This window comes from Polaribacter sp. SA4-10, from assembly GCF_002163835.1.
Lineage (GTDB): Bacteria > Bacteroidota > Bacteroidia > Flavobacteriales > Flavobacteriaceae > Polaribacter.
The window spans coordinates 3,311,366-3,323,839 of sequence record NZ_CP019331.1 but is presented as its reverse complement, the minus strand read 5'-3'; the positions used below and the strand labels follow the sequence as shown (position 1 = coordinate 3,323,839).

Genomic DNA, 12,474 nt, shown 5'->3' with positions numbered 1-12,474 from the left:
ATGAAAGTTTTTATAGAGGAACAAAAGTTTACACAAACTTGGTTGATCATCGTATTAGTTATTTGTACAATTATTCCAATAACAACGATTACACAAAAATACTTAAAAGCAAATGAAACTATATCTACCAAAGAGTTTATAGCGACGATTGTAGTTATTATAGTTTCAATTTCAGTACTTTTTTTCTTTAAACTAACAACAAAAATTGATGAAAAAGGAATTCATTATCAATTTTTTCCTTTTCATTTTTCAATGAAATTAATTCCTTGGAATGAAATTTCTAAAGCAGGAATTAGAACGTATTTCCCTATTAGTGAATTTGGTGGATGGGGATTAAGAGGTGGTTTTTTTTTCAATAAAGGAAAGGGAAAAGCAATTAATGTTTCTGGTGATATTGGCATTCAATTAATTCTAAAAAATGGTGACAAATTATTAATAGGAACAAAAAAAAAGGAAGAAGTTATTAGAGTTTTAGAAACCTATAAAAACAAATTAATATGATACGTATTATAACCTATTTAGTAATCTCTATTTTAGGAATTACAGTTTCTTTGGGGCAAGTAAAATCTGAACAAATTTTGTTAAAAAATGAAAATATTTCACTTACTGGTAAATTAACATACACACAAAAGGATTCTCATTATTTAAAAGCAGCGTTTACTTTAACAAAAAAAGGAATAGAAACCATCGTAAATTTTGTGAACCAATAATATATGGCTAAGAAAAAAGCATTTGCATTACGCATTAATGAAGATATGATAAAGTCTATTGAAAAATGGGCTTCAGACGAATTTAGATCTACCAATGGACAGATTGAATGGATGCTTATGCAAGCTCTTAAAAATGCAAACAGAGAACCAAAAAAGAAGGAAGAATAATCTTTTATTCTTTTCAGTCTTACTGTTTTTTATATACTATTTCCTATTCCACAGTTGCGTGTTAACATTTTTTTAAGAATTTTTCTAGTTGATTATTTGTAGTTTTATTGATTACAAATCTCTAATCAAAACCTAATGAAAAAATCACTTTCAATACTATTTATTTTAGCTTCCTCCCTACTCTTTTCGCAAGAATTTTCGATGGATTTAGTAAAGAATATGAAACCAAGAAATATTGGTCCTGGAGGAATGTCTGGACGAGTTACTACTATTGATGTTGTTGAATCAAATTCAGATATTATGTACGTAGGCACTGCTTCTGGTGGAATTTGGAAATCTACTTCTGGTGGAATAAAATGGGAACCACTTTTCGAAAAAGAGTTGACCGCCTCTATTGGTGCAATTGCTATACAGCAATCTAACCCAAGTGTCATTTGGGCCGGAACTGGAGAAGGAAATCCTAGAAATAGTTTAAATGGTGGTTTCGGAATTTACAAATCTCTAGATGCTGGAAAAACTTGGAAAGCAATGGGATTGGAAAAAACACGTCATATTCACAGAGTTATTATAGATCCTACAAACCCAAATACAGTTTATGTTGCCGCAATTGGTTCGCCTTGGGGAGAACATAAAGAACGTGGAGTTTACAAAACCACAGATGGAGGAAAATCTTGGAAACAAATTTTATATAATAATATAAGAACGGGTGCTGCAGATTTAATTATGGATCCATCAAATCCTAATAAATTAATAGCTACTATGTGGGAACACAAACGTGATCCTTGGTTTTTTAAATCTGGAGGAAAAGGGAGTGGACTATATATTACACATGATGGTGGAGAAAACTGGAAAGAAATCACTGAAAAAGAGGGTTTTCCAAAAGGAGAATTAGGAAGAATTGGTGTTGCAATTTCAAATAGCAACCCAGATGTAATTTATGCTTTAGTAGAAGCAAAGAAAAATGCGTTGTATAAAAGTGAAGATGGTGGTTTTAAATGGAACAAAGTAAATGATAAACCTGGTATTGGAAATAGACCTTTTTATTATTCAGAAATTTATGTAGACCCGCAAAATGAGAACAGAGTTTATTCTGTTTATACCTATATAAACGTTTCTCAAGATGGTGGAAAAAACTTTAAACAATTAATGCCTGCTTATGGTGTAGATAATGGAGTTCATCCAGATCATCATGCTTGGTGGATTCATCCAAGCAACGGAAAATTTATGATTGATGGAAATGATGGAGGATTAAACATCACTAAAGATGGAGGAAAAACATGGCGCTTTATTGGTAATTTACCGGTTGCTCAATTTTATCACATAAATGTGGATAATGAGTTTCCATATAATGTGTATGGAGGCATGCAAGACAATGGTTCTTGGAGAGGTCCTGCATATGTTTGGAAAGCTCAAGGAATTAGAAACTCTTATTGGCAAGAAATTAGTTTTGGTGATGGTTTTGACGTAGTTCCAGACAGAGATGATTCTCGCTATGGCTTTACAATGAGCCAACAAGGGTCTGTTTCTCGTTACGATTATTTAACAGGAAATAATTACGGAATAAAACCAACACATTCTGATGCAAATATTAAGTTACGTTTTAATTGGAATGCAGCAATAAACATGGATCCTTTTGACAATGCTACTTTATACTTCGGAAGTCAGTTTGTACATAAATCTACAGATAAAGGGTTGACTTGGAATGTTATTTCACCTGATTTATCAACAAACAATCCAGAAAAATTGAAGCAAGCAGAAAGTGGTGGTTTAACCATGGATGCAACCGGAGCAGAAAATCATTGTACAATTTTAGTTATTGAACCTTCTGTTTTAGAAAAAAACATGTTGTGGGCAGCTACAGATGATGGCCAAGTTCATATAACTCAAAACGGAGGAGCAACTTGGAGAAATGTTGCAAAAAACATAAAAGGTTTACCAGAAAATAGTTGGATTACCCAAATAAAAGCATCCAATAAAAATAAAGGTGAAGCTTTATTAATTGCTAATGATTACAGACGTTTTAATTACACACCTTATGCATACAGAACTAAAAATTATGGATTAACCTGGGAACGTATTGTAGATGAAAAAGATGTTAAAAGTTATGCGCTTTGTATAATTGAAGACCCAGAAAATGAAAATTTGATGTTTTTAGGAACTGATGACGGTTTGTATATTTCTTTAAATGCTGGAGATAAATGGACAAAATGGACAGAAGGTTTCCCTACTGTGCCTGTAAAAGATTTGGTAATTCACCCAAGAGAAAATGATTTAGTTATTGGAACTTTCGGAAGAGCTGCTTGGGTTTTAGATGACATTAGACCTTTAAGAGCAATGGCAAATGGAAATGTGACTTCAAAGAAAATACAACTATTCGAACCTCCAACGGCATATCAAGCGGCGTTTCAACAACCAACTGGAAGTAGATTTGGAGCAGACGCAACATACCATGGAGAAAATAGAGAAAGAGGTGCAATTATTTCTTATTATATTACTAAACCTGAAGTAAAAAAAGATGAAAAGAAAAAAGAGGAGAAAGAAGAAGATGATGAAAATGATGAGAATGATGAAGATGAGAAAGTTGTAAAACACGATTCTATAAAACTAGAAATTTTTGATGGAGCAAGACAAATAAGAACACTAAAAATAAAAACTCCAAAAGAAACCGGAATTCACAAAACTACTTGGTATTTAAGAGAAAAAGGAGTAGAAAGAGCTGCTAGAAAGAGTAGAAAATCTAAAAGTGAACCTGGAGGCGTTTCTGTAAAACCTGGTACGTATCGTTTAAAAATGACTTTTGGCGAAGCAACTTCTGAACAAAACATAAAAGTAGAATTTGATCCTAGATTAGAAATTTCTGAATCTGCAATTAATCAAAAATATAATGCGAGTAAAGAACTTGAAACCTATCAGCAGAAAATTGCTGATGTAATAAAACAATTAGTAGAAAGCAAAAATACGGCAACAAGTTTAAAAACTGATTTATCAAAAGAAGATAAAAAGAAGTTTAAAAATGAAATAAAATCATCTAAAGAAATTATTAAAAAAATTGATGATTTAATAGCTATCTATCTTGGTAAAGTTGATAAAAGACAAGGAATTACAAGAAACCCTGGAGTTACGGTAACTCAACGTTTTGGTCAAGCAAGGAGATATGTTGGCAGTAGGTTTGGAGATCAAACAACTACAGAGATGCAATTGGTAAGTCAGTTTAAAAATGCATTTACTGAAGCTATAAACAAAACAAACTCTTTCTTTAATAAAGAGTGGGTTGAATACAAAAAGGCGACAGAAAACATAAAAATCTCTCTCTTTAAAGAAACTAAGATTTTTTAAGAAAATTAATTAAAAAGTGAAGTCGAAAGGCTTCACTTTTTTTTTATGCATTAAATTTTGATACTTTAGCAGAAACTTAATAGTACACGACTTTTACTTTTAAGATTCTATTTTCACTTTCAAACAAATATTTTTAATTCAATGAAAAATTTAGGTTTTATTCTATGTTTAATACTTTTTTCTTTTAAAATTCAGTCTCAAAATTCTGCTGAAAATAAATTAGGAGCATGGTATATGTATAATGGTTCTCATAAAGTATCAGATAAATTTGCTGTAAAAACTATGGCACATTTTCGTTTTTTTGAAATTGGTAATAATTTACAGCAGCTCATTGTTAGAACGGGTGGAAATTATCAAATTAATAAAAACTTAAGTACCACTTTAGGATATGCTTTTATTAATACTGATGGCACCTATAAAGAAAATGGTGGAGAAATAAACGAGCATCGTATTTATGAAGATTTTAATATAGTCCATAAGGTATCTGCATTAAATTTAGCACATCGTTTTAGAGCAGAGCAAAGATTTTTCAACGCTAATACTGGACATTTTCTTCGATATCAGTTAGGGTTAAGTTACCCAATAAATAATTTAGTATCAACTTATTTATATAATGAAGTCTTTTTCGATTTTAATGGAGAATCATTTAACCAAAATTGGTCTGGAATTGGTTTTAAATACAAACTTTCAAATACAACAAAACTTCAACTAGGGTATCAAAAAATCACTATAAATGGAGGTGGTAATTTCAATAGAATTCAACTTGGTGTTTCTATTAGCACCAATCATAAAAAAAAAACTAAGTAATTTTCATACTTTAGCAAAAACTAATTACTCATGACCCAACCAACTTTTACAAATGATGCCATTGTTTTTGGTATTTTAATGCTTTCCTTAGGATTTGTTTTTTACACAGAAAATATAAAATCTGGATTTTGGCATAAATTCTACAAAATTGTTCCAGGTTTATTTATGGCCTATTTTATTCCTGCAATATTTACAACTGCCGGAATTATATCCCCAGAATGGGAAACTACAAATGCAGTTGGTGAAACTGTAAAAAGTTCATCGCAATTATATTATGTTTCTAGTCGTTTTTTATTACCTGCAGCGTTAGTTTTAATGACGTTAAGTATCGATTTAAAAGCCATTTTTAACTTAGGTTCTAAAGCTTTAATTATGTTTTTTACAGGAACTGTAGGAATTATAATTGGAGGACCAATCGCCATTTTATTAATTTCAATTTTCTCTCCAGAAACAGTTGGAGGCGCAGATTTTGATGCCGTTTGGCGTGGACTTTCTACATTGGCTGGAAGTTGGATTGGTGGTGGCGCAAACCAAACAGCAATGTTAGAAATTTATCAATATAATCCTCAGAAATACGGAGGAATGGTATTTGTAGATATTGTAGTTGCCAATATTTGGATGGCAATTTTATTAATAGGAATTGGTAAAAAAGAGAAGATAGATAAATGGCTTGGAGCAGATACTTCTGCTATTGAAGACTTAAAAAATAAGATTTCTTCTTTTACTCAAAAAGTAAAAAGAAATCCTACTTTAACGGACTTAATGATTATGCTTGCTATTGGTTTTGGAACCGTTGGTTTTGGACATTTTGCTGCAAAATACCTCAGTGAATTTTTCAATAACATTGTAGCATCTATGGATTCTGCAACTTGGCGAAATATTTTTACATTTTTAGGTTCTCAATTCTTTTGGTTAATTAGTATTTCTACTATAATAGCAGTTATTTTATCATTTACAAAAGCTAAAAGTTATGAAGGTGCAGGAGCAAGTAAAATTGGGAGTGTTTTTATTTATATTCTAGTAGCAACAATTGGAATGAAAATGGATTTAGCAATGATTTTTGATAATCTTGGCCTAATTGCAATTGGTGTTGTTTGGATGACAATACACGCAGCATTACTAATTTTAGTAGCAAAATTAATAAAAGCTCCTTATTTCTTTTTAGCAGTTGGTAGTCAAGCAAACGTTGGTGGTGCAGCCTCTGCTCCTATTGTTGCTCAGGCTTTTCATCCTTCTTTAGCAACAGTTGGTGTTTTATTAGCTGTTTTTGGATACGCAATTGGAACCGTTGGTGCAATTGCTTGTACTATTTTATTAGAAATAGCTTCTAAAGTTTAAATAAAAATTAGCATATTTGCATTCGAAAAATCAAGATTAAATGAAGAAAATTATTGCAGTTTTAGCCTTATCAGTTTTAGTATTTGCTTGTAATTCTAAGAAAGAAGGAAATATGATTGTTCAAGGAACAATTAAAGGATTGAAAAAAGGGACACTATACCTTCAGAAAATGGAAGATACGTTATTAGTATCTATAGATTCTGTTTCGTTATTAGGAAATGACACATTTGTTTTAACAGACAATGTAGATTCTCCTGTAATGTATTATTTAACTTTTGATGGAAATACTACAAACAGACGTATATTATTCTTTGGCGAAAAAGGAACTATTACTATAAATGACAAAGTAGATCAATTTGGTTTTAACCCAGAAATTTCTGGTTCTAAAAACCAAGCTTTATTAGATAAATATAATAAAATAAGCAAACAGTTTCAAAATCAACGTTTAGATTTTATTAAAAATGAGTTTGAGGCTAAAAGAGAAAACAACCAAGAATTAGTAAAACAATTAGAACTTGATTATCAAAAAATGGCAAGAAGAAGAGTCTTATTTACTTCAAACTTTGCCATGACAAACTCAGATTTTGAAGTTGCTCCTTATATAGGATTAACAGAATTGTATGACGCAAGTTTAAAAATGTTAGACACCGTTAATAAATCTATGACAGAAAAAGTAAAAAAATCCGTTTACGGAAAACGCTTTAATGACTATGTAAATAATATTAAAACAAAAGAACAGAAATAATTTTTTCTTTTTATAAATACTGAAAACCGAGCAATTTGCTCGGTTTTTATTTGATTTTATCTTTTATTAAAAAACACCTAATCGTATACTTGGTGTTCTAACTTTAATACTTGTTCCTCTAGATCTTCTATTAGGTCTTCTTTCATATCGATAAGATCCATAGTAATAAAATCTTGCATGACTTTGGTAATAATAACCGTGGTTACAATGATTTGTACAATGCTCATGATGTTCTGAATACGCATCTTTTTTTCCTTGCATATAAGCATTATAAGCTATTTCATCTTTTTCTTCTAAATCTTCTTCATAGGCTTTCTGTGCTCTCCAAAACTTTCTCTCTTCAGATTTTTTTCCTTTAAAATTTTGCTCAAATTTAGCATCTTCTTGAGCTCTTTTTTGATAGTAATTATTTTTCTGTTTCCCTGAAGATTCTTTTGCTTCTTGAGAAAAAATAAAGCTAGCTGATAAAAATATAATAATTGTAAAAATTAATTTTAATGTTTTCATAATATTCGTTTTAAAATTCAACAAAATGTAGATACATCTCATATGATTAAAACAATTAGAAAGCAGTTTACCCTACCAAAAAAAATAATTAATAAAAAAAAACAGTTCCTAGGCTACTAAAATAGTTGTCTTGTAAAAAGAATTTAGAAATTGTTTTGGAGAAGAATTGGTTTGTCAATAATTAGAATCAAACGAGAAAATATTTCTTACACAATGCTTCTTTATCATTATAAAAATAAACTTTAATATTTTTAGGAATATTTGCTGGATTTTGTCTTAAATATGTCAAACAAATCTAAAAACGATTATCTCCATCAAGAAGATCTCCAATTCCACCTAAAATACTTCCTTCTCCTCTATCTCCTTTTCCTGTTCTAGGCGCCATTGCTAAAACTCTACCGGCTAACCTACTAAATGGTAACGATTGTATATAAACAGTGCCCGGTCCTTTTAAAATTGCGAAGAACAAACCTTCACCTCCAAAAACAGTATTTTTAATTCCGCCAACAAACTCAATATCATAATTTATATTTTGTGTAAACCCAACAATACAACCTGTGTCAACTTTTAAAACCTCTCCGGGTTGTAAAACTTTTTTCGCCATCGTTCCTCCAGCATGAATAAAGCCTAAACCATCACCTTCTAATTTCTGCATGATAAAACCTTCTCCACCAAATAAGCCTCTCCCTAATTTCTTAGAAAATTCAATACCAATGGAGACTCCTTTTGCTGCACATAAAAAAGCATCTTTCTGACAAATAAACTTTCCACCAAATTCAGTTAAATCGATTGGAATAATTTTTCCTGGATAAGGGGATGCAAATGAGATTTGTTTTTTTCCAACTCCGTCATTTGTAAAAACAGTCATAAAGAGACTTTCTCCAGTTAATATTCTTTTCCCTGCAGAAAATATTTTTCCTAATAATCCTTTTTCTTGATTAGAACCATCGCCTAAAATAGTATTCATTTTAATATGATCATCCATCATCATAAAAGTTCCTGCCTCTGCAACAACTCCTTCTTGAGGGTCCAGTTCTATTTCTACAAATTGCATTTCTTCCCCAAATATTTTATAATCTATTTCGTGCGCATTCATTGTCTTTTCGTTTTAATTAATTTAAACCTTTATAATAAGAGTAATAAAACATTAATTTGTTACAAAATTATTTAAATTTTACATTATAAGAAACTCCAAATGCTGCATATAAAAAGAAATCTCCTTTAGAAAAAGGTTTTTCTTCTCTATATAAATCGGTTGTAAAACCCCAAGCATTTTTCTTATTTTTAGTACTAAAAAAATATCCAAAATTAATTTTTTGAGAAGCTAACTGAAAAATTGTTTGTTGATCAACATTTGCTACAAAACGCTCTACTTCTGGAGAAACTCCAAAACCAAAGCCAATACTAAAATAATTTTCTGCATCACTTCTGTATTTTCTGTATTGCAACGCTCCAGATTTGCTTGTTCCAGGATCTCCTGGAGTAACATAGGATCTAAGAACCCAATAACTATTTCCTGTATACCAACCAATAGAGCCCGTATAAATAATAGTAGTTGTTGTGTATTTTAATCCTCTTATTCCTAAAGAAGCTTCAAAACTTTTTGGCAAAGACTTGTATAATTCTGCACCATACCTTAGGCTAGGATATAAAGAACTGTTAGAAATACCCCCACTTACATACCCATATAAGCCATTTGTAATTCTTGGGTATAAATCGAGTTCATATTGATAGTTATTAGTTGTAAACCTATTAGAATAATTTAATTTCCCTGTGATACTTCCATATTTTGTCTGTCTAGTGTACTGCAGTGTACTATAATGCATTGCGTCTCTTTCATTCTTGTTATATACATCTATAGCATAACTGATTCCTATAGAATTAAAGCTCAGTAAATTGTTTATTGAATTCTTATATTCTTTTGCTTTTTTATTTTCTGGATATAATTTTAAGACACCACTTATTGTTACAAAAGCCTCTTCTTTATTACCTGCATTAAATTCTGATTTTGCTTTTAACTGTAATAAATCTGGATCGTTTTCAAAATGAATTAACCCTTTTCTTATTAATTCCGAAGCTTTAAAAGGTTTTTCTGCCCATAACTCATTATTTACAGCTGCTATCCAATCCGTTTTTCTTTTTGGGTCTGTATTTAAAACCTTAGAAAACGCTATTCTTGCTAGGTTATAATTTCCATCCCAAGAATACGTACTAGCCAAAAAAGAACGAATGTCTAAATAGGCTGGATACTTTGTTAATATAAGTTTTAATGAATCTTGTGCTTGTTTTCTTTTACCATTAAAAGCTAAGTCTCTAGCTGTTTTAAAAGCTGTATCTGGATTTCCTTTAAATATTTTTTCCTGTGAACACAATTGATTCGTAAAAAGTAGAATTACGATCAAGATTGTGATTGATGTTAGTTGTTTTTTAATCATTTTAAAGAATTCTTAAGTTTTATATACTCCTTATTTGTAGGGTTTTTCAATAATATACTGTCTATTAAACTATTCGCTTTCATTTCATCTTCCATTAACAAACTAGCTCTAGCCATCTTATAAGCAACTTCATCATTTTTAATGTTATTCTTTTTTGCCTTTTCAAAAATTAATTCAGCCTTTTCACTTTGAAAAGACCACCAATACATATCTAAAAGAGCCAAATAAATATCATCATAATAAGGAGCTCTTTTTAGTGCATTTAAAAGTTCTTCTTCTGATTCTATATACTTTCCATCCCATGCAAAAGTCCTTCCTTTTAAAACTTTAACATCTATATAATTGGGCTCTTTACTTAAAATATAATTACATAAAAGTCTCGCCGTTTCTCTTTGTTTGTTAAATGCTTTTTCTCTTGCCAATAAAAACACTTGATCTAAAGTTAAATTTGTAGACAAAGAGGCTATAGTTGCCTTTTCTTTAGAAGTGAATTCATGTTTATTTACAGAAACTAGCGTAGCGTCTTTTGGATAAATCTTATCGTTTTGAGTAACGTAAGCGTTTAGTTCTTTAAACTTTTCGAAAGATTGTGAAATCTCATCTAGTAGTATTTGGTCATCAATTTTATTGAGACCAAAATTTTTATTAATCTTAAAAAGGTCTCCTCCAGAATACATATACTCTTTATAAATATAATCAATTACACTTCCTTTATATCTCATTAAAGGAATTTCATGAACATTACTAAACTCTTTTACAGTATCTAAACCAGTTCCTAACCAAGAAGTTTTCTCTGGAATTTTAACACTAAAATTAGCGGCTAATAAAGACAAAACACTAGGAGTTATATCTAAATGTGATGAAATCGATTTTATTGAAGCTGTTTTATTTAACATTGGGCTATAAATAAAAAGCGAAACATTAAATCTACATAATTTATCTTTTTGAGTTATAGGAATTAACCTATGGTCTCCTGTAATTACAAATACTGTATTATTAAAATCGTCTCTCTTTTCAAACGCTTTCATAAACTTTTTAAGACTATGATCTGCGTATAAAATACTTGCAAAAATATCTTTATTTGCTGTGATCTCTTTTTCCGTCATTTTAAATTTCTTACCAGCGTTTAAAGTGCTGTCAACTTTTAATAAAAACAAGTCTTTTGAAGGAAAATTAAAAGGTTCATGAATCGTTTGAGTTGTTATAATGTCTAATCTAGGTGTTTTCCTGTCATCTAAAACACTTAATGTTTTTGTAAAAATTTCATTATCTGAATATCCCCAAGAAAAACCAGTAGCTTCATTTACCGTTTTAGGATAAGAATCATCATATAAATTTTCATCTATTATATTGTCTACATTATTATATTCTAAAAAATTAATTTTCTTATCAAAACTACTTCTATCTCCAGAGTAGAAAGAAGTTGTATATCCGTTCATTTTTAAAATACTTAACAAAGATATATGTGCAGGTGTTTCTGGTATTTCTAAAAACCCTTTTTCTCCAAAAGGTAGAGAACCAAGCAAAGAAGGTAAAGCTCCAAAAGTTCTGCCTGTATTACTCAAAAAATTTTCCCAATGTAAAGATTTAGGCATTAAAGAATCTAAATAAGGTGTAAATCCACCATAATATTTATCGCCCATAAATTCAGCCCCTAAGCCTTCTACAATTATAAAAACAATGTTGGGTTTTTCATTATTTAAGTTAAAAAACGGACTTAAAACATCTTTCGTTTCTTTTGATGATTTTAATAAAGGGTATTCATTATTTCCTATAAAATTTGATGCATTAATTTCTGTCTTATTCATTTTATAATTCAAAACATCAGCAACAAAAAAATAAGTTTTATTTTGATATATCGCTTCTGAAATATCCGTATAAAACAACTTTAACGAAATTGTAAAAGTTATTAAAACTAGTAAACCAATAGCTATAAATTTATGAATAGATTTTTTCCTTATAAAATAAAAAATCATCAAAAATAATAGTGGAAAAATAAAAAAAGCTATAAAATATACAAATGAAATACTTTCTGAAGAAGTTACTGTTAAGTAGATATCATACATAGAATATCCTAATAAATCTGCACCTAAATTTAATAATGTTGTAAGGCTATATTTGGTTAAAGAAAACTCTACAAGAACCAACAAAGCAAAAAATATTTTTATAAATATTATTCCTATTTTTTTATTAAAATAATTAAAAATTAAATACAACGGAAAACAGATTAAAGCAATTAATACACCTGCAAAAAATTGATTTAAGAATTTGAATAAAATATATGTAAAAATAGTTGCTATTTCTTTTCCGCTATAAATAGTAGAAATAATTTCAAACAAACTTATTACCCAAAATGAAAGTATTAGAGATAACGTTAATAGAATATATATAAAGAATTTATTATTTAAAAATTTTAATTTCATCTCTC

Annotated in this window: 11 protein-coding genes; 7 read left to right on the top strand and 4 right to left on the bottom strand. The window is 29.7% G+C overall.

Annotation, left to right across the window (positions count from 1 at the left end; translation table 11 throughout):
• The 7 genes from BTO04_RS15405 to BTO04_RS14585 all read left to right on the top strand — a co-directional run bounded on the left by BTO04_RS15405 (window position 1) and on the right by BTO04_RS14585 (window position 7,104).
• Window positions 1-501, top strand: a complete 501-nt coding sequence (locus BTO04_RS15405) for a hypothetical protein (RefSeq protein ID WP_198342075.1) — start codon at window positions 1-3, stop codon at window positions 499-501.
• Window positions 498-710, top strand: coding sequence for a hypothetical protein (locus BTO04_RS14610; RefSeq protein WP_087565202.1), 213 nt, complete (start codon window positions 498-500; stop codon window positions 708-710). The genes BTO04_RS15405 and BTO04_RS14610 overlap by 4 nt, the downstream gene beginning before the upstream one ends.
• Before the next feature lie 3 nt (window positions 711-713).
• Entirely contained in the window at window positions 714-878 is a 165-nt protein-coding gene (locus BTO04_RS14605) for an Arc family DNA binding domain-containing protein (protein ID WP_087565201.1), read from the top strand.
• Between the two features lie 135 nt (window positions 879-1,013).
• Window positions 1,014-4,214 (top strand): hypothetical protein, encoded by a 3,201-nt coding sequence (locus BTO04_RS14600; protein ID WP_087565200.1) that lies wholly within the window; start codon window positions 1,014-1,016, stop codon window positions 4,212-4,214.
• A 141-nt stretch (window positions 4,215-4,355) separates the two neighbouring features.
• Window positions 4,356-5,021, top strand: a complete 666-nt coding sequence (locus BTO04_RS14595) for a DUF2490 domain-containing protein (protein WP_087565199.1) — start codon at window positions 4,356-4,358, stop codon at window positions 5,019-5,021.
• Window positions 5,022-5,051: 30 nt separating this feature from the next.
• Window positions 5,052-6,359, top strand: a complete 1,308-nt coding sequence (locus BTO04_RS14590) for a DUF819 domain-containing protein (RefSeq protein WP_087565198.1) — start codon at window positions 5,052-5,054, stop codon at window positions 6,357-6,359.
• A gap of 40 nt (window positions 6,360-6,399) precedes the next feature.
• On the top strand, window positions 6,400-7,104 hold the full coding sequence (locus BTO04_RS14585; RefSeq protein ID WP_087565197.1) for a DUF4369 domain-containing protein: 705 nt from the start codon (window positions 6,400-6,402) through the stop codon (window positions 7,102-7,104).
• Between the two features lie 66 nt (window positions 7,105-7,170).
• Here the strand turns inward: BTO04_RS14585 and BTO04_RS14580 are convergent, their stop codons facing one another.
• From BTO04_RS14580 to BTO04_RS14565, 4 genes are all read right to left on the bottom strand, one after another.
• On the bottom strand, window positions 7,171-7,611 hold the full coding sequence (locus BTO04_RS14580) for a hypothetical protein (protein WP_087565196.1): 441 nt from the start codon (window positions 7,609-7,611) through the stop codon (window positions 7,171-7,173).
• A gap of 295 nt (window positions 7,612-7,906) precedes the next feature.
• The gene (locus BTO04_RS14575; RefSeq protein ID WP_087565195.1) at window positions 7,907-8,707 is read right to left on the bottom strand and encodes a TIGR00266 family protein; all 801 of its coding nucleotides are present in this window, start codon (window positions 8,705-8,707) and stop codon (window positions 7,907-7,909) included.
• A gap of 67 nt (window positions 8,708-8,774) precedes the next feature.
• The gene (locus BTO04_RS14570; RefSeq protein WP_087565194.1) at window positions 8,775-10,046 is read right to left on the bottom strand and encodes a YaiO family outer membrane beta-barrel protein; all 1,272 of its coding nucleotides are present in this window, start codon (window positions 10,044-10,046) and stop codon (window positions 8,775-8,777) included.
• On the bottom strand, window positions 10,043-12,469 hold the full coding sequence (locus tag BTO04_RS14565) for an alkaline phosphatase family protein (protein WP_087565193.1): 2,427 nt from the start codon (window positions 12,467-12,469) through the stop codon (window positions 10,043-10,045). The genes BTO04_RS14570 and BTO04_RS14565 overlap by 4 nt, the downstream gene beginning before the upstream one ends.
• Between the last annotated feature and the right edge of the window lie 5 nt (window positions 12,470-12,474).

Bases quoted from the DNA above. Each gene is read 5' to 3' on its own strand.
- BTO04_RS14610 (WP_087565202.1), top strand. From the start codon at position 498: ATGATACGTATTATAACCTATTTAGTAATCTCTATTTTAGGAATTACA.
- BTO04_RS14600 (WP_087565200.1), top strand. From the start codon at position 1,014: ATGAAAAAATCACTTTCAATACTATTTATTTTAGCTTCCTCCCTACTC.
- BTO04_RS14565 (WP_087565193.1), bottom strand. From the start codon at position 12,469: ATGAAATTAAAATTTTTAAATAATAAATTCTTTATATATATTCTATTA.
- BTO04_RS14595 (WP_087565199.1), top strand. From the start codon at position 4,356: ATGAAAAATTTAGGTTTTATTCTATGTTTAATACTTTTTTCTTTTAAA.
- BTO04_RS14605 (WP_087565201.1), top strand. From the start codon at position 714: ATGGCTAAGAAAAAAGCATTTGCATTACGCATTAATGAAGATATGATA.
- BTO04_RS14585 (WP_087565197.1), top strand. From the start codon at position 6,400: ATGAAGAAAATTATTGCAGTTTTAGCCTTATCAGTTTTAGTATTTGCT.
- BTO04_RS14580 (WP_087565196.1), bottom strand. From the start codon at position 7,611: ATGAAAACATTAAAATTAATTTTTACAATTATTATATTTTTATCAGCT.
- BTO04_RS15405 (WP_198342075.1), top strand. From the start codon at position 1: ATGAAAGTTTTTATAGAGGAACAAAAGTTTACACAAACTTGGTTGATC.
- BTO04_RS14590 (WP_087565198.1), top strand. From the start codon at position 5,052: ATGACCCAACCAACTTTTACAAATGATGCCATTGTTTTTGGTATTTTA.
- BTO04_RS14575 (WP_087565195.1), bottom strand. From the start codon at position 8,707: ATGAATGCGCACGAAATAGATTATAAAATATTTGGGGAAGAAATGCAA.
- BTO04_RS14570 (WP_087565194.1), bottom strand. From the start codon at position 10,046: ATGATTAAAAAACAACTAACATCAATCACAATCTTGATCGTAATTCTA.